Source organism: Bradyrhizobium oligotrophicum S58, from assembly GCF_000344805.1.
Taxonomy (GTDB): domain Bacteria; phylum Pseudomonadota; class Alphaproteobacteria; order Rhizobiales; family Xanthobacteraceae; genus Bradyrhizobium; species Bradyrhizobium oligotrophicum.
This window is the reverse complement of record NC_020453.1, coordinates 2,361,558-2,378,436: the sequence shown is the minus strand read 5'-3', so window position 1 is coordinate 2,378,436 and position 16,879 is coordinate 2,361,558. Positions and strand designations below refer to the sequence as shown.

Annotated in this window: 16 protein-coding genes and 1 pseudogene; 10 read left to right on the top strand and 7 right to left on the bottom strand. The window is 66.5% G+C overall.

Going from position 1 to position 16,879, the window contains the following annotated elements; all coding sequences use genetic code 11:
* Positions 1-136: 136 nt before the first annotated feature.
* From S58_RS10180 to S58_RS10160, 5 genes are all read right to left on the bottom strand, one after another.
* Positions 137-1,057, bottom strand: coding sequence for a polyphosphate kinase 2 family protein (locus tag S58_RS10180; RefSeq protein WP_015665208.1), 921 nt, complete (start codon positions 1,055-1,057; stop codon positions 137-139).
* Positions 1,054-1,770 (bottom strand): hypothetical protein, encoded by a 717-nt coding sequence (locus tag S58_RS10175; protein ID WP_015665207.1) that lies wholly within the window; start codon positions 1,768-1,770, stop codon positions 1,054-1,056. The genes S58_RS10180 and S58_RS10175 overlap by 4 nt, the downstream gene beginning before the upstream one ends.
* A gap of 3 nt (positions 1,771-1,773) precedes the next feature.
* The gene (locus S58_RS10170) at positions 1,774-2,787 is read right to left on the bottom strand and encodes an ABC transporter substrate-binding protein (protein WP_015665206.1); all 1,014 of its coding nucleotides are present in this window, start codon (positions 2,785-2,787) and stop codon (positions 1,774-1,776) included.
* Between the two features lie 221 nt (positions 2,788-3,008).
* The gene (locus S58_RS10165; protein WP_015665205.1) at positions 3,009-3,794 is read right to left on the bottom strand and encodes an ABC transporter permease; all 786 of its coding nucleotides are present in this window, start codon (positions 3,792-3,794) and stop codon (positions 3,009-3,011) included.
* Positions 3,795-3,988: 194 nt separating this feature from the next.
* Entirely contained in the window at positions 3,989-4,801 is an 813-nt protein-coding gene (locus tag S58_RS10160) for an ABC transporter ATP-binding protein (RefSeq protein WP_015665204.1), read from the bottom strand.
* Between the two features lie 126 nt (positions 4,802-4,927).
* Here S58_RS10160 and S58_RS10155 point away from each other — a divergent pair.
* The 6 genes and pseudogenes from S58_RS10155 (at position 4,928) to S58_RS10130 (ending at position 10,034) form a co-directional block, all read left to right on the top strand.
* Positions 4,928-5,714 (top strand): annotated as a pseudogene (locus tag S58_RS10155) (ATP-binding cassette domain-containing protein).
* Positions 5,711-7,267 carry an ABC transporter permease/substrate-binding protein gene (locus S58_RS10150; protein WP_015665201.1) on the top strand — a complete coding sequence of 519 codons (1,557 nt, stop codon included), beginning with the start codon at positions 5,711-5,713 and terminating at the stop codon, positions 7,265-7,267. Before S58_RS10155 ends, S58_RS10150 begins: the two are co-directional and overlap by 4 nt.
* A 144-nt stretch (positions 7,268-7,411) precedes the next feature.
* The gene (locus S58_RS10145; RefSeq protein WP_015665200.1) at positions 7,412-7,867 is read left to right on the top strand and encodes a MarR family winged helix-turn-helix transcriptional regulator; all 456 of its coding nucleotides are present in this window, start codon (positions 7,412-7,414) and stop codon (positions 7,865-7,867) included.
* A gap of 43 nt (positions 7,868-7,910) precedes the next feature.
* Positions 7,911-8,477: an isochorismatase family protein gene (locus S58_RS10140; protein ID WP_015665199.1), complete on the top strand. Its 567-nt coding sequence runs from the start codon at positions 7,911-7,913 to the stop codon at positions 8,475-8,477.
* A gap of 1 nt (position 8,478) precedes the next feature.
* The gene (locus tag S58_RS10135; RefSeq protein WP_015665198.1) at positions 8,479-8,808 is read left to right on the top strand and encodes a hypothetical protein; all 330 of its coding nucleotides are present in this window, start codon (positions 8,479-8,481) and stop codon (positions 8,806-8,808) included.
* Positions 8,805-10,034, top strand: a complete 1,230-nt coding sequence (locus S58_RS10130) for an MFS transporter (protein ID WP_015665197.1) — start codon at positions 8,805-8,807, stop codon at positions 10,032-10,034. The genes S58_RS10135 and S58_RS10130 overlap by 4 nt, the downstream gene beginning before the upstream one ends.
* 2 nt (positions 10,035-10,036) lie before the next feature.
* Here the strand turns inward: S58_RS10130 and S58_RS10125 are convergent, their stop codons facing one another.
* Positions 10,037-10,432 (bottom strand): rhodanese-like domain-containing protein, encoded by a 396-nt coding sequence (locus S58_RS10125; protein ID WP_015665196.1) that lies wholly within the window; start codon positions 10,430-10,432, stop codon positions 10,037-10,039.
* A gap of 250 nt (positions 10,433-10,682) precedes the next feature.
* Here S58_RS10125 and S58_RS10120 point away from each other — a divergent pair, with 250 nt between their 5' ends.
* The 4 genes from S58_RS10120 (at position 10,683) to S58_RS10105 (ending at position 15,060) form a co-directional block, all read left to right on the top strand.
* Positions 10,683-11,510 carry an IclR family transcriptional regulator gene (locus S58_RS10120; protein ID WP_015665195.1) on the top strand — a complete coding sequence of 276 codons (828 nt, stop codon included), beginning with the start codon at positions 10,683-10,685 and terminating at the stop codon, positions 11,508-11,510.
* A 17-nt stretch (positions 11,511-11,527) separates the two neighbouring features.
* Positions 11,528-12,724 carry a CaiB/BaiF CoA transferase family protein gene (locus tag S58_RS10115; RefSeq protein ID WP_015665194.1) on the top strand — a complete coding sequence of 399 codons (1,197 nt, stop codon included), beginning with the start codon at positions 11,528-11,530 and terminating at the stop codon, positions 12,722-12,724.
* A 98-nt stretch (positions 12,725-12,822) separates the two neighbouring features.
* Positions 12,823-13,803, top strand: a complete 981-nt coding sequence (locus tag S58_RS10110) for a Bug family tripartite tricarboxylate transporter substrate binding protein (protein WP_042339156.1) — start codon at positions 12,823-12,825, stop codon at positions 13,801-13,803.
* A gap of 33 nt (positions 13,804-13,836) precedes the next feature.
* Positions 13,837-15,060: an ABC transporter substrate-binding protein gene (locus tag S58_RS10105; RefSeq protein ID WP_015665192.1), complete on the top strand. Its 1,224-nt coding sequence runs from the start codon at positions 13,837-13,839 to the stop codon at positions 15,058-15,060.
* Positions 15,061-15,108: 48 nt separating this feature from the next.
* Here the strand turns inward: S58_RS10105 and S58_RS10100 are convergent, their stop codons facing one another.
* A complete protein-coding gene (locus tag S58_RS10100; protein WP_015665191.1) occupies positions 15,109-16,818 on the bottom strand; it encodes a sulfatase-like hydrolase/transferase in 1,710 nt (569 codons plus the stop codon).
* Positions 16,819-16,879: the final 61 nt, after the last annotated feature.

The window sequence follows — 16,879 nt, the reverse complement described above, 5'->3', positions numbered from 1 at the left end:
CAAGCCGGAGCGAACTCGACGCAGGGCTTCGTTGATCGCACGCGGTCTCTCTTCCGCCATTCCGGGCTCGCGCTACGCGCGCCCCGGAATGACGAGAGACTGTGGTTGGCCGTCTGCCTCAGCCTGCCCCTTACTCTCAGCTCTTCTTCCCGCCCTTGCCTTCGGTCTCCAGCGCCTTGCGCACGGCCTTGAACTCGTCGAGCGCGGCCGGATCGACGCGCGGGAAATGCAGGTCGAGGCTTTCGAGCGCGGCGACGATGGTCGAGCCGATCACGACGCGGGCGAACCATTTGTGGTCGGCCGGCACCACGTGCCACGGCGCATAAGGCGTTGAGGTGTGGCGCACGATGTCCTGGTAGACCGCCTGGTAGCGGTGCCACTTGGCGCGCTCGTTGACATCGCCCATCGAGAACTTCCAGTTCTTCGCCGGCTGCTCCAGCCGGTCGAGGAAACGCTCGCGCTGCTCCTCCTTGGAGATGTTGAGAAAGAATTTCAGGATCACGGTGCCGTTGCGCGAGAGATAGCGCTCGAACGCGGAGATGTCCTCGAAGCGCTCGCGCCAGATGTTCTTGGTGACGAGCCTCGGCGGCAGCTTCTCCGCCTTGAGGACCTCCGGATGCACGCGCGTGACCAGGCATTCCTCGTAGTAGGAGCGGTTGAAGATGCCGATGCGGCCGCGCTCGGGCAGCGCGATGGCGCTGCGCCACATGAAGTCGTGGTCGAGCTCCTTCGACGTCGGCTGCTTGAACGACGTCACCTCGCAGCCCTGCGGATTGACGCCCTCGAAGATGCTCTTGATGGCGCTGTCCTTGCCCGAAGCATCCATGCCCTGCAGCAGCACCAGCACCGACCAGCGGTCCTGCGCGTAGAGCTTCTCCTGGAAGTCGGCGAGCCGCTTGCGGTTCTGCTCGATGATCGCCTCGCCCTCTTCCTTGTCGAGGCCGCCCTTCACCTTGGTCTTGTGCGACTTGAGGTGAAACTTGTGGCCGCCATCGATCCGGAACGGCGAGATGAAGCCGTCGAGCTCGGTCGCGAGCGTGCGCGCCTTCTTGGTCATGAGCAGCCACCTGTGTCGCTGAACTGGGTCTCGAGAAAGGCGGTGACGAAGCGCGGCATCGCCGCGCTCAGATCGCCCCGATTGCGAACCAGCTGGATGCGCGAGAGTTCCGGCTCGTCCTGCGCGACCAGATTGGCCTCGATGCGGCGCTGCAGCTCGTCACCCGCTTGCGGAGCGTCGAGCACGCGCATCAGCGCGATGGTGGCGCCGGTCACGACGCAGTCCCAATGCGCTGCCGCCTGGTAGTCCGACGGCGCGAGCCCGGTCTCCTCCTCGACCTCGCGCGCGACGTTTGCGGCGAGATCGAGCGCACCATTGCTGACGTCGGCGAGATCGGGCGTACCGGCGGGAAAATACAGCCGCCCTGCATTGGCGGTGTGCGCCCCCATCTCACCCAGCACGAAGGCGCCGTCGGCGGCGCGCAGAGCGCCCATGCCGAAACCGTTGAAGGCCGTGCGATCGGCAAAGCCCCAGTCGCGCCAGGCCAACAGGCTGGCGAAGTCGGTCTCGAAATAGCTCGCCGCGAACAGGCCATCCGTGAAGCGCGGATTGCGGCCGAGCAGCACGCGTCCGTTCCACAGGCCCGGCTTCTCGCGCTGGCGCTCGGCGAAATGCGCCGCGATCTCGTCGCGGCGCTGGTTCGCAAACGGCCAGTCCCAGGGCTCGACCTTGAGGTCGAGCGCGGTGACGCGGCGGATGACGACGTCTGTCATCCGCTATTTCGCGCCCTTCGCCTGTTCGACGAACTTGTTGGTGAAGGTCTTGCTGACATCGACATTGGCCTTGGCGACATCGGGCGAGCCGGTGCTGAACACGGCGAGCACGGCATCGGCGCCCTTCGGGTCCATCTTGCCGGTCTCCGAATACATCGGGATGGTGTTCTTCAGCGCCGCGAGATACAGCGCCTTGTCCTTGCCGACGAGCTCCTCGGGCATCTTCGCCATGATCTCCTCCGGCGTATGCGCATGGATCCAGTTGAGCGTCGCCACGATCGCATTGGTCAGCGCCTGCGTCTCCTTGTCGTGGCCCGCGATCCAGGCCGCCGTCGAATACAGCGCGCCGCCGGGATACTCGCCGCCGAACACCTCGAGCGTGTCGTGCTGGGTGCGGGTGTCAGAGAGGATCTTCAGGTCCGGATGCGTGCCCTGCAGCACCGTGACCGAAGGATCGAGCATCACGGCCGCATCGATCTGGCCCTGCTCCATCGCGGCCACCGCCGTGGCGCCGAGGCCAACGCCGATCACCGCGGTGCCCGAGGGATCGAGGCCGTTCTTCTTCAGCATGTACTTGAGGAAGAAGTCGGTCGACGAGCCCGGCGCGCTGACGCCGACCTTCTTGCCGGCGAGATCCTTGACCGAGCTGATTTCCTTGTTGTGCGACGGCGCCACCACCAGCACGAGGCCGGGATAGCGGTCGTAGACGACGAAGGACTGCATCTGCTGCTTCTTGGCCGCGAGATTGACACAGTGGTCGAAGTAACCCGACACGACGTCGGCGCTGCCGCCGAGCACGGCCTTCAGCGCATCCGATCCGCCCTTGAGATCGACCAGCTCGACGTCGAGCCCGGCCTTGTCATACTCGCCGAGCTGCCTGGCCAGCACCGTCGGCAGATAGCACAGGCAGGCGCCGCCGCCGATCGCGATCGTGACCTTGGATGCCGCCGAGGCGAGACCGGTGCTCAACGTCAGCGCCAGCAGCGCGCCGGTGACCCGGCCCAACATCTTGTTCATTGATTTCCTCCGTTCATGTTGTCGGTCAGATTAGGACGGTGCGCGTGGATTGAGAAGGCCGCCACAAACTCGCTGTCGTCCCTGCGAACGCAGGGACCCATAACCACCGGCCGTCGTTTGTGGCACGCGGGACGACCAGTCTTTTTCAACCGCGAGATCACGCGGTATGGGTCCCCGCGTTCGCGGGGACGACAGCGGAGGGTGGCGCGCCAACACGCCTATCACCGGCCATCCGCCGCATCCGGCCGCCATACCAACAGCCGCCGCTCGACCAGTGTCACGCCGACGTCGATCAAAATCACGAAGGCCGACAGCACGAACATGCCGGCGAACACGCCGGCGACGTCGAAGATGCCTTCGGCCTGCTGGATCAGATAGCCGAGTCCGGCCGCCGAGCCGAGATATTCGCCGACGACGGCGCCGACCACCGCGAAGCCGACCGAGGTGTGCAGCGACGAGAACATCCACGACAGCGCCGACGGCCAATAGACGTGGCGCATCAGCTGCCGCTCGCTCATGCCGAGCATGCGGGCATTGTCGCGCACCACGGTCGAGACTTCCTTGACGCCCTGGTAGACGTTGAAGAACACGATGAAGAACACCAGCGTCACGCCGAGCGCGACCTTGGACCAGATCCCTAAGCCCAGCCACAGCGTGAAGATCGGCGCCAGCACCACGCGCGGCAGCGCATTGGCCATCTTGACGTAGGGATCGAACACGGCGGCGACCAGCGGCTTGCGCGCGAACCAGAAGCCGACCAGCACGCCGCCGAGCGAGCCGATCGCGAACGCCAGGATCGATTCCCACAAGGTGATCGCGAGGTGCTTCCAGATCGTGCCGGTCGCGAACCATTTGATCACCTGGGTGAAGACGTCCTGCGGGTTGGAGAAGAAGAATGGCGGCAGCCAGATGCGCCCGAACACCGGCACCGTGGCGAAGAACTGCCACAGCGCGATCGTGACGATCGCGACGAGCAGCTGCAGCGCAAGCAGACCGAGACGCGACATTCAGGCTGCTCCGCTGTAGATGGCGTAAACAATGTGCGCGCCGCACGGGCGGTGTGCTCCCTCCCCCCTTGCTGGGGAGGGTCGGGGTGGCGGGTCCACACGGGAAGTCTTTCCTGGGACCCCCACCCCCGCCCCCTCCCCGCAAGGGGGAGGGGAGTCCGACCTGAGTGCTTGGCGGACAGCCGAACGCGACATCACACCGCCTCCGCCTGCTTGTAGGTCTTCTCGACCTCGGCCTTGAGCGTCTGCCAGATATCGCGATGCAGCTCGTGGAACTCGTGCTTCATGCGCACCTCGAAGATGTCGCGCGGGCGCGGCAGGGACACGCGCCAGTCGCCGATGATGCGCGAGGCAGGTCCCGCCGACATGATGACGACACGGTCGGCGAGCGCGATCGCCTCCTCGAGATCATGGGTCACGAACAGCACCGCCTTGCGATCAGCGCTCCAGAGGTCGAGCAGCAGATTGCCCATGATCTGCCGCGTCTGCGCGTCCAGCGGACCGAACGGCTCGTCCATCAGGATGATGCGGGGATTGCGGATCAGAACCTGGGCGAGCCCGACACGCTTGCGCTGGCCGCCCGACAGCATGTGCGGATAGCGGTTGCCGAATGCACCGAGGCCCACCGATGTCAGCCATTGCTGCGCCTTCGCCGTGGCCTCGGCGCGCGCCGTGCCCGCGACCTCCAGCCCGATCGCGACATTCTCGAGCGCCGTCTTCCACGGGAACAGAGCATCGGCCTGGAACAGGTAGCCCGCATCGCGATTGAGGCCGCCGAGCGGCTTGCCGAAGATGCGCACGTTTCCCGCGGCCGGCTTCAGCAGCCCCGCCGCCACATTGAGAAGAGTGGATTTGCCGCAGCCGGTCGGTCCGACGATGGCGACGAACTCGCCGTCGGCGACGGCCAGATCCGCCGTCTCGACGGCGGTGTAGCTGCGTCCGCCGGCGAGACGGAATGCGACCGTGGTCCCGTCGAGCGAGACCGCGGCGGCCGTTGACTGCGTCACGTCCAAGTTCCTCCCCGAAAATGGCCGGGACGGCTTAGCCGCTTGCGCGGCGAAGTTCAACGCAAGCGCCGGACGTGCTAGGTGGTCTGCCTGAGCCCTCCAGGCCACCTCGCCCACCAAGGCCGCATGCAGCGCACGCCCCTCATCGCCTACGCCAACGTCCGCAAGAGTTTCCCCGGCCCGGCAGGCGCGGTGGCCGCGGTCGACGACGTCTCGCTGGAGATCGCCGAGGGCGAGTTCCTGGCCATCGTCGGCGGCTCCGGCTCGGGCAAGACCACGCTGCTGCGGCTCACCAACCGGCTGATCGACGCAGACAGCGGCACGATCCGCATAGCCGGCGACGATATCGGCGGTCTCGAGCCGGTCGGCCTGCGCCGCCGCATCGGCACCGTGTTCCAGAACGGCGCACTGTTTCCACACATGACGGTTGCCGCCAATATCGGCATCACCCCCAGGCTGCTGGGTACGCCGCCAGCCGAGATCGCGAGCCGCGTCGACGAGCTGCTCGACCTCGTCCAGCTCGACCGCACGGTTCATCGCGACCGCCTGCCGCACGAGCTCTCCGGCGGCCAGCGTCGGCGTGGCGCGAGCGCTTGCCGCCAGCCCACGGATCGTGCTGATGGACGAGCCGTTCGGCGCGCTCGATCCCTTGACGCGCGATGCGCTCGGCAACGACTACCGCGCCCTGCATGAGCGGTTGAAGCTGACCACGGTGATGATCACGCATGACATCACCGAGGCGCTGCTGCTCGCCGACCGCATCGCCGTGATGCGCAGCGGACGCCTGATCGAGGTCGGCACCGCGGCCGAGCTCGCCGTCAGCCGCGAGCCCTATGTCGCCGAACTGATGACGACGCCGCGCCGGCAGGCCGCGCGGCTCGCGGCGCTACTGCCCGAAGGCGGCGCGGCATGAGCGTTCTGTCCGATCCGCGCTTCGCCGAGGCGCTGTCGCATCTCGCCGACTATCTCGGCAGCCATCTGCGCGTCAGCATCGCCGCGCTCGCGCTTGGCCTCGCGGTCAGCTTTCCGCTGGCACTGCTCGCGCGCAACCGCCCTGCCCTGCGCAATGTCATGCTCGGCGCGGCCAGCGTGGTGCAGACCGTGCCGGGACTGGCGCTGCTCGCGCTGTTCTATCCGCTGTTGCTGGCGTTGGCCGCACTCACGCTGCGCTGGTTCGGCCTGTCATTCTCGGCATTCGGCTTCCTGCCGGCGGTGCTGGCGCTGGCGCTGTATTCGATGCTGCCGGTGTTGCGCAACACCATCACCGGGCTGAACGGCGTCGACGCCAGCCTGATCGAGGCAGCGAAAGGCGTCGGCATGACCGAACGCCAGGCGCTGACGATGGTGGAGCTGCCGCTGGCGCTGCCGGTCATCATGGCCGGCATCCGCACAGCGGCGGTCTGGGTGATCGGCACCGCGACGCTGTCGACGCCGATCGGCCAGACCTCGCTCGGCAACTACATCTTTGCGGGGCTGCAGACCCAGAACTGGGTGCTGGTCGTGTTCGGCTGCGTCGCCGCCGCCGTGCTGGCGCTCGCGGTCGATCAGTTGCTGGCGCTGATCGAGCACGGCCTGCGTACGCGTAGCCGGGCTCGCGTCGGCCTGGGGACGGCAACGATCGCGCTGATGGTGGCGGCCAGCCTGCTGCCCTCCCTCGCCGGCGGCTCCGCGCGCTACGTGGTCGGCGCCAAGACCTTCACCGAGCAATATGTGCTGTCTGCGCTGATCAGCGAGCGGCTGCAGGCCGCCGGTCTTTCGGCGACGTCGCGCGCCGGGCTCGGCTCCAGCGTGATCTACGAGGCGTTGAAGAACGGCGACATCGACGTCTATGTCGACTATTCCGGCACCTTGTGGGCCAATCAGTTTCATCACAAGGAGCAGCTGCCGCGCGAGGCGCTGCTCACAGCGTTGAAGCAGGACCTCGCGAAGGACAAGGTCACCCTGCTCGGCGAGCTCGGCTTCGAGAACGCCTACGCGCTGGTGATGCCGCGCAAGAAGGCCGAGGCGCTCGGCATCCGCAGCATCGCCGACCTCGCCCGCCACACTTCGACGATGTCGATCGCCGGCGACTACGAGTTCTTCTCACGCCCCGAATGGGCTGCGTTGCGCGACGCCTATGGGCTCGCCTTTCGCGCCCAGCGCCAGATGCAGCCGGACTTCATGTATGCGGCGGTGGCCTCAGGCGAGGTCGACATCATCGCCGGCTACACCAGCGACGGCCTGATCGCCAAATATGATCTCGTGGTGCTCGACGATCCCCAGCACGCAATCCCGCCCTATGACGCGATCCTGCTGCTGTCGCCGAAGCGCAGTGATGACCGCGCGCTGCAGGACGCACTCCGGCCGCTGCTCGGCCGCATCGACATCGCGACGATGCAGCAGGCCAATCTGCGCGCGTCCGGTAGTGATGCCGAGTCGTCCCCGCAAGCGGTGGCGCGCTGGCTGTGGACGAAGATCGGGAAGTAGATCATCCGCTTCCTGACGTCACGAGCACCATCCAGGCTCCTGCAGAGCGAACGCGTTCGCCGCAACGCCTCCCGGAACCGTGCCCATATGTTCAGTTAAACTTATAAGATTGACTTCATAGTTGGACTGCCATAGCCTTGTGACGTGAACCGACAGTCGTCCCAAAAAGTCCCCCCGTCCGCTGCCCGTGCTTTGGCTGGCGAGTTGCGTGCGGTTGCCGGCAAACTGAAACGCCGACTGCGCGAGCAGGCTGACGCCGGGGATCTACCGCCGTCTCAGGTGTCCGTGCTGCTTCGCCTCGAGAAAGACGGGCCCGCGACGGCCTCCAGCCTCGCGCGGACCGAGGGCATGCGGCCGCAATCCATGGGCCCCATTATCGCGGCGCTCGAACGCGCCGGCCTCGTGCGCGGATCGCCCGACCCGGGCGACGGCCGACAGACCATTCTTTCGTTGACGGAAGCGTGCCGCATCTGGATCGACGAAGGACGCGCCGCACGGCAGGACTGGCTGTCGCGCACCATCGCCGCACGGCTTTCGCCGGCGGAGCAGCAGCAACTCGCTTCAACCATCGCGCTGCTCCGACGGCTCGTCGATGACTGAGGCGCGCATTGCGCAAATCCCTTCCATCGAAAGGCAATGAGTGATGGCGCTGACGCAGCTCGATCCGAACACCGCGCTGATCGTCGTCGACCTGCAGAAAGGCATCGTCGGCGGGCCCCTGCTGCATCCGGTCGGTGAGATCATTGCGCGCGCCTGTGCCATGGCGGAACGCTTCCGCGAACTCGGGCTTCCTGTCGTGCTGGTCAACGTCGCCGGCACCGCGCCGGGGCGGACCGAGCGGACGCCACATCGCACTGCGCCGTTCCCTGCGGACTGGACCGATCTCGTCCCCGAGCTGAACCGACAACCGAACGATATCGTGGTGACCAAGCGGACCTGGGGCGCCTTCGCCAGCACCGATCTGGAAGCACGATTGAGGGCGCGCGACGTGACGCAGGTGGTCGTCGCCGGTGTGGCGACCGGCACCGGCGTCGAATCCACGGCGCGGCAGGCGTACGAGCAGGGCTTCAACGTCACGCTCGCCGTCGACGCCATGACCGACACGCGCCCCGAGGCGCATCAGTACAGCCTCACCAACGTCTTTCCGCGACTGGGCGAGACCGGCACGTCCGCGGACATCATCAGACTGCTCGGCGCGAGGAACCCCTGACATGAGCTGGCTCGATCTCGTTTCCTATTTCTTCGGCGGTGTCTTCCTGGCCAACGCTGTTCCGCATGTCGTCGCCGGCCTGATGGGACAGCCGTTCCAGAGCCCGTTCGCGAAACCCTCCGGGCGCGGCCTCTCCTCGTCGACGGTGAACGTGCTCTGGGGCCTGTTCAACGTCGCCGTCGGCTATCTGCTGGTCTGCCGCGTCGGCGATTTCGAACTGAGGAACACAAGCGATGTCGTGGCCCTCGGCCTCGGCTCGCTCGCAATCGGCCTGATGCTCGCGCGACATTTCGGCTCGCTCCATGGCGGCGACCTGCGGGAGCGATCATGACGGGCCCGGCGCCGGGCATGTTCCGGTCGCTGCACAATTTCAACTATCGGATCTGGGCGGCCGGCGCATTCGTCTCCAATATCGGCACCTGGATGCAGCGCACCGCCCAGACGTGGCTGGTGCTGATCCAGCTCACGTCGCACAACGCCTCCGCCGTCGGCATGGTGATGGCGTTGCAATACGGACCGCAGCTCCTGCTCCTGCCTTTGACCGGATATGTGGCCGACCATTTCAATCAGCGGCGGATACTAATTGCCACCCAGGCGACGATGGGCGCGTTCGCGCTCATCCTTGGTGTCCTCACCGTCACCGGCGTCGTCCAGCTCTGGCATGTCGACGTGTTCGCATTCCTGTTCGGCTGCGCGGCAGCCTTTGATGCACCGGTGCGCCAGACCTTCGTCGCCGAGCTGGTCGGCGACAATGATCTGCCCAACGCGATCGCGCTCAACTCGACATCGTTCAACGCCGCGCGGATGATCGGCCCTGCAATCGCCGGGATGGTGATCGCGGCGTTCGGCACCGGCTGGGCCTTCCTGATCAACGGCGCGTCGTTCATGGCCGTGCTGGCGTCGTTGAGCCTGCTCCGCACCGCCGATCTGCGTCCCAACCCGCGCGCGCTGCACGCCAAGGGAAACGTCCTGGCGAGCGTCACCGCCGGCTTTCGTTATGCATGGTCCCAGCCGGAGCTTCGGGCCACCTTGATCATGCTGGCGCTGATCGGGACGTTCGGACTCAACTTCCAGATCTTCGTCTCGACCATGGCGATCAAGGTCTTCAACAGCGATGCGCGCGGCTATGGCCTGCTGTCCTCGGTCATGGCCGTCGGCACGGTCGCCGGCGCCTTGTTCAACGCCAGCCAGCACCGACCGAGATTTGGCGCGCTGCTCGCAGGCAGCGGCCTGTTCGGGCTAGGCTGCACGCTGGCTGCGCTCGCTCCGACCATCTGGCTGTTCGGCGCCGCGCTCGTCGTCATCGGCGTCGCTGCGCTGATGTTCACCAACACCACCAACAGCCTGATGCAGCTCGCGACCGAGCCCTCCATGCGCGGCCGGGTGATGGCGCTGCGCGTCGGCGTCGCCCTTGGCGGCACGCCGATTGGCGCGCCGATCGTCGGCTGGGTGGCCGACAGTTTCGGTCCGCGCTGGGCGCTCGGCGTCGGCGCGGCGTCAGGTTTGGCTGCCGCGCTCGTTGCCATCGCAGCGATGCAGACGTCGCAGCGCGCGTGATCTCACATCCCCGGCTCGATCGGCTTCTCCACCGCGCCGCCATAGTCGGCCCAGTCCTTGAAGCCGCCGGCGTTGAACACCTTGTCGTAGCCGAGGTCCTTCAGCGTCTTGCCGGACAATGCGGCGCGACCCCCGGAGGCGCAGTAGATGATCACGCTCTTGTCCTTGGCGAAGTTCTTGTCGTGATAGGGCGAGTCCGGATCGGCGCGGAATTCGAGCATGCCGCGCGAGACGTGGTGCGCGCCTTCGATCTTGCCGCTCTTCTCGACCTCCGGCGCATCACGCACGTCGAGCACGAGCGTGTTGCCTTTGGCGATCATCGCCTGCGCCTCGGCGGGCGTGATCTTCGGCACCGCGGCGTTGGCGGCTTCGAGCATCTGCTTGACTGACGTCGACATGGATTTGCCTCCCACACGTTGAGGCGGCAGCGGTAGCGGGCCTGCGGCTGCCCCACAACCCACGATCGGGGGAGAAAACCCGGCTGGTTGAACGGCGAACGCGCTCACCACGTGGAATTGTCCACATAGTGGACGATCGTATCCATCTTTTACAAATATATGGACTCCACCAAGACGATCGATCATTCTGCCGTTCATGTCTGCTGCCTCACGATCCCCTCTCCCCGTTCGCGACCGTGCCGTTGAAACGATGCTGGCCGACAGTGCCGGCGACGCCGCTTTCGCCACGACGCTGGCGAAGGGCCTCCTCGTGCTGGAGGCGTTCGGGACCGGATCACCGGTGCTCGGCAACATGGACATATCGGTACGCATCGGCATGCCGCGGCCGACCGTCGCCCGGCTGACCCACACGCTGACCGAGCTTGGCTATCTCTCCTTCGACAAGGACCTCGCGAAATATCGCCTCGGCGTCCGCGCGCTGCGGATGGCGCATCCGCTGCTCGCCGACATGCCGTTCCGGCAGATCGCACGGCCACTGATGCAGGATTTCGCAGCGAGCGTGCGCGGCACAGTGTCGATCGGCCTGCTCGACGGCAGCGCCGTGGTCTATGTCGAGACGGCACGTTCCGGCGACGTCGGCCCGCATGTTCCTGACATCGGCATGCCGATCACCGTGGTCGCGACCGCCATGGGACGCGCGGCGGCAGCCGTCCTGCCGCGCGCCGAGGCCACGCGCTTCGACGCCCAGCTCGCTGCCGATCATCCGCAGCAATGGACCAGCTTCCGCGAGCCCTATTTCGGCGGCATCGCGCAATGTGCCGAGCGCGGTTTCTGCACCTGCGTCGGCGAATACATGCCCGCGATTCACGCGGTCGCTGCGCCGCTGCACTACGCGGCCAGCTCCGGCCGCGCCTTCGCGATCAATTGCGGCATACCCGCCTTCCGCCTGCAGCCGGGCCAGCTCGAGGCCGAGATCGGCCCGCGCATCACGGCGCTCGCGGCCAGCATCCGCGGCCTCATCAACGAAGCCGAGCCCGAGATCGCGCCGCGCGCGGCGCTCGCTGCCGAACTCGGCTGAGACAGGTACGGGACGCCATGGCCGGGCCACTCCAGGGTTTGCAGGTTCTCGATATAGCGACGATCATCGCGGCGCCGTTCGCGGCGACGCTGCTCGCCGACTACGGCGCCGACGTGCTCAAGATCGAGATGCCGGGCCAAGGCGACGGCGTCCGCACCTTTCCGCCGTTCAAGGACGGCAAGCCGCTGTGGTGGAAGACCGCCAACCGCAACAAGAGCTTCGCCACGCTCGATTTGCGCACGCCGGACGGGCTCGCGCTGTTCAAGCGGCTGCTGCCGCGCTTCGACGTGCTGATCGAGAACTTTCGTCCCGGCACGCTCGATCGCTGGGGACTGCCGAAGGAGGTGCTGTGGTCGATCCAGCCGCGCCTCGTCATCCTGCGCGCCACCGCCTTCGGCCAGGATGGACCGTATCGGGACCGCCCCGGCTTTGCCCGCATCTTCGAGGCGATGGGCGGGCTCACCTACATCACCGGCGAGGCCGATGGCGAGCCGACGCATCCGGGCTATCCGATCGGCGACGCCATCGGCGGCGCGTTCGGCGCACTCGGCGTGCTGGCCGCATTGTGGAAGCGGGCTGTTGATCCCGAGGCGCCGGGCGAAGAGATCGACCTCGCGCTGACCGAGGCGGTGTTTCGTCTGCTCGACGTGCTGCCGGTCGAGCATGACCAGCTCGGCTTCAGCCGCAGCCGGATCGGCAATGCCAATGGCTATTCGGCGCCGGCTGCGGTCTATCGCACCCGCGACGGCCGCTGGGTGACGTTGGCCGGCTCGACCAACGCGCTCTACGCCGCCAACTGCCGCGCCATCGATCGTCCCGACCTGATCGACGATGAGCGTTTTGCCGACAACGCCTCGCGCGTGACGCATGCGACCGAGCTCAACGCGATCTTCGCCGCCTGGTGCGCCTCGCACGACCTCGAGTACGTCCTCGCCCGCTTCACCGCGGCCAAGGGCACGATTGCGCCGATCTACGCGATCGACCAGATCGCGGCGGATCCCCAGGCGAAGGCGCGCGAGATGATCACGCGTGTGCCGGACCGCGACTTCGGCTCGGTGGCGATGTCGAACGTCGTGCCGCGCTTCAGCAACGATCCGGCGACGCTGCGCCATGCCGCCGGCGACGTCGGCCAGGACAACCGCGAGGTCTACCAGGGCTGGCTCGGCCTGTCCGACGAGGAGATGGAAGAGCTCGCCCGGCGCAAGGTGATCTGACGCCACCCGACAGAGCAACGACAACGACCTCAAGGCGCCAGCGAAGAACGCGCCGGAGCAACACAGGCAGGAAAATGCAGCATTCAGGGAGAAGCGCCATGAGACCACCTGGAATGACGCGACGTGCCCTTCTCGGCGCCGGGGCTGCGCTGGCGCTCAGCCACCGCGCCATGGCGCAGGCCAATTGGCCCGCACGGGTGGTGCGGCTGATATGTCCTTATGGGGCCGGCGGCGCCAGCGACATCTCGCTGCGCATCCTGGCGACAGAGTTCGAGCACCATCTCGGCCAGCAATTCATCGTCGAGAACAAGCCGGGCGCCGGCAGCCGCATCGCCAACGACGTCGTCGCCCGCGCCCCGCCCGACGGCTACACCCTGCTCTACGCCGCCGCGCCCTACGTCACCGCCGAGGCGCTGTTCGGCAAGCTGAGCTACGACCCGGCCAAGGATTTGCGCCCAGTCGCCGGCACCATCGTCGCGCCGATCTTCCTGATGATCAGCGCCAACGCGCCGTTCAAGACGCTGACCGAGCTGCTCGCCTACGGCAAGTCGAAGCCCGAGGGCCTGACCTTTGCCTCGCCGGGGGCCGGATCGCAGCCGCATCTCGCCGCCGAGCTGCTGTTCCGCGACGCCGGCGTCACCGGCCTCAACATTCCCTTCCGCGGCGATTCGATGGCGTACACCGAGCTGCTTGCCGGCCGCGTCGATGCGACCTTGACCGCGATCAGCACCGCGCTGCCCTATATCCAGTCCGGACATTTCCGCGTGCTCGGGGTCGCCGCCACCGAGCGAAGCGCGATCTATCCGCAGGCGCCGACGCTGCGCGAGCAGGGCCTGCCGAACGTGGTCGCGTCCGGCTGGTACGGCTTCATGGCGCCGTCAGCCACGCCGCAGGCCATCGTCGACCTTCTGTCACGCGAAATCCTCGCCGATCTCGCCGCGCCGGACGTGAAGCAGAAGCTTCTCACCCAGGGGCTCGACGCACAGCCGCGCGACGCTGCGGCGTTCGGCCAGTTCATCGCCGACGAAACCAAGAAATGGAGCGCGGTCATCCGCGACGCCGCCATCAAGGCCGAATGAGTTTCACAAAAAGTAGTAAGGGAGTCGAACGTCATGAGGAATGGGACCACCGCGCTGGCCGCGCTCGCGCTGCTGTCGCTCGCCTGGACGGCGCCGGCGCTATCAGCCGAGAAGAAGTACGATACCGGCGCCAGCGACGGCGAGATCAAGGTCGGGCAGACCGTGCCGCTGAGCGGCCCGGCCTCGGCCTATGCGACCATCGGCAAGGCGCAGGCCGCGTACATGAAAATGGTCAACGACCAGGGCGGCGTGAACGGACGCAAGATCAACCTGATCCAGTATGACGACGCCTATTCGCCGCCGAAGACGGTCGAGCAGGTGCGCAAGCTGGTCGAGAGCGACGAGGTGCTGCTGACGTTCCAGATCATCGGCACCGCGCCGAACGTCGCCGTGCAGAAATATCTCAACGCGAAGAAAGTGCCGCAGCTGTTCGCGGCCACCGGCGCCTCGCGCTTCACCGATCCCAAGAACTTTCCTTGGACGATGGGCTTCAATCCAAGCTACGTCGTCGAGGGCCGCATCTACGGCCAATACATCCTCAAGACTCATCCCGACGCCAAGATCGGCGTGCTCTACCAGAACGACGATCTCGGCCGCGACTATCTCGCCGGACTGAAGGCCGGGCTCGGCGACAAGGCCGCCAAGATGATCGTGGCCGAATCATCGTACGAGATCACCGAGCCGACGATCGATTCCCACATCCTGAAGCTGAAGGACGCCGGCGCCGACCTGCTGTTCAGCGCCTCCACGCCGAAGCAGGCGGCGCAGGCGATCAAGAAGGTCGCCGAGCTCGGCTGGAAGCCGGTTCACATCGTCGACATCAATGCCAATTCGCTGGGCGCGACCCTGAAGCCTGCCGGGCTCGAGAATGCCAAGGACCTGATCAGCGTCGGCTACGTCAAGGACCCGCTCGAGGAAGGTTTCAAGAACGACCCCGGCGTGCAGCGCTATCTGGCCTTCATGGAGAAGTACTATCCCGACGGCGACAAGGGCTCGAACTTCAACGTCTATGGCTACATCACCGCCGAGCTGCTGGTCCAGGTGCTGAAGCAGTGCGGCGACGAGCTGACGCGCGACAACGTGCTGAAGCAGGCCACCCATCTCGACCATGTCGAGCTCGGCATGCTGCTGCCCGGCATCAGCATCACGACCTCGCCGACCGACTATCGCGTCAACAAGCAGCTGCAGATGATCCAGTTCGACGGCGCGCACTGGCAGAACATCGGCGGCATCGTCACCGACGCGGCCACGGAGTAGCAGCGGCGCAGAAACCCGCCCCGCCCGGTCGGCGTCTGCGCCGGCCGGTTACAGCCCCCGGATCAAATCGGCGTCGATCAGCATGCGGTTGAAGCGGCGCGCCTCGGCACCGTCGCCGCAGCCATAGAACACGCCCTTGCAACGGAGCATGATCTCCTTCTGCTCGACGAAGGACGGATCGAGCGGAATGCCGGCCGCCTCCAGGGTCACCAGCGGCAGGTAGGCGGCGTCGATCCTGTCCATCACGACCGCGCTCTGGCGCGGCTCGAAATTGACCGCGTCGACCGCGTAATAGGTGGCGTAGTAGCGCGGATCGTAGCTTTCGAGCTTCTCGCCGATGCCGGCCTCGTCGAGCTTGGGATCGAGGATGTGCGGCGAGAATTCCGGCTGATGATCACCATAGCGCACGATCAGGAACGGCTGGTCGCCGAACCGCTTCTTCAGGCTGGCGACGAAGCGCTGATAGTCGGATGCGCTCATCGCCTGCCGCCGCAGATATTCATCGATCGCCGGCAGATTGCCGGGCGCGCGCCATGACGGCGTCAGGTCGGGCCGGAACGTCGTCTCCCACGGGAAATGATTCGCGGCGAGATAGACGAACATGAACAGCGGCTTGCCGCGCTGCCGCTGCTGCATCAGGTCGAGCGCGGCGTCGTAGAAGAAGCCGTCGGGCTCGACGCCCTTGGCGCCGAGATCGCGCGCATCGAGGAAGCGATCCACACCCATCGTGGTCTGGAAGTTGCGCGCGCTCATGAAGGCGCCGTTGGCCGGATAGATCGAGGCGGTGTCGTAGCCGCATTGGCGCAGCGCCAGCGGCAGCCCGCGCTCGACCCGGCCGGCGGCGATCCGGGTCACGAAATAGGCGAAGCGGCCGAACGAGCGCGACGACAGCCCGGCGAGCACGTTGTACTCGGTGAACCAGCTCGGCCCGCCATTGCTCTCGGCCATGAACTGGCGCGCCTTGCCGTCGAACGATTTGAAGTGGCTGCCATAGCCGGCGGGCACCTTGATGCTCGGCGCCGAGCGGATGTCGAAGCTGGATTCGTCGTGGATCAGCACGATGTTCGGCCGCTGCCCGGCCGGATGGCAGGAATCCGGAACGAAGGCCGCCAGCCGGCGGTCGGCCGTGGCATCGGATTCCATGAAGCCGTTGGCGAGGAAGTCGGAGACGGCGGTGACGCCGGAACGCGCGAACTTCGACAGATAGCCGTCGTCGTAATAGCCGCGCCAGGCCTCGTCGCGCCAGTTGAGCGAATACAGCGTCAGCGCCGCTAGGCAGGCGAGCTTGCCGGCGAGCGCCGGCAGCCGGGCGACGCGGAACGGGTCGGCCCACCACAGCAATCCCATCAACGGCAGCACGACGGCCGCCGCCACCAGCACCGAGAGCTTCAGGTTCGGAAAGATCGTGAACAGGAACGCCGCGCTGTCATGGTCGATCAGCATCACGTCGACGAAGTTCGCGGTCATCTGGACCACGGCGTGCTTCAGCTGCGACAGCAGCACCAGCACCACGACCATGGTCAGCGCCAGCGCGCCCGACACCGCAGGCCGCCGCAGCAGCACCAGCCAGAAGCCGTTCAGGATACCCCACGCCAGCACAAAGCCGAGCCGCGAGCCGAAATCGGTCTCGGTGTGCAGCATCAAGGCCAGCGCAGCCACGTGCGGCGCCGCGACTGCGGATAGCCGCACGGCGGCTGAACGTGTCGCGCTGGCCGCGGCGAGCGTCGTGATCGGTTCGTGGTTCGGGGTCAGTGACATCAGGCGATCGACAGGAGGCGCCCTTCGCCGGCGCATGCCGGCAGCTCAAGGACACCCTACC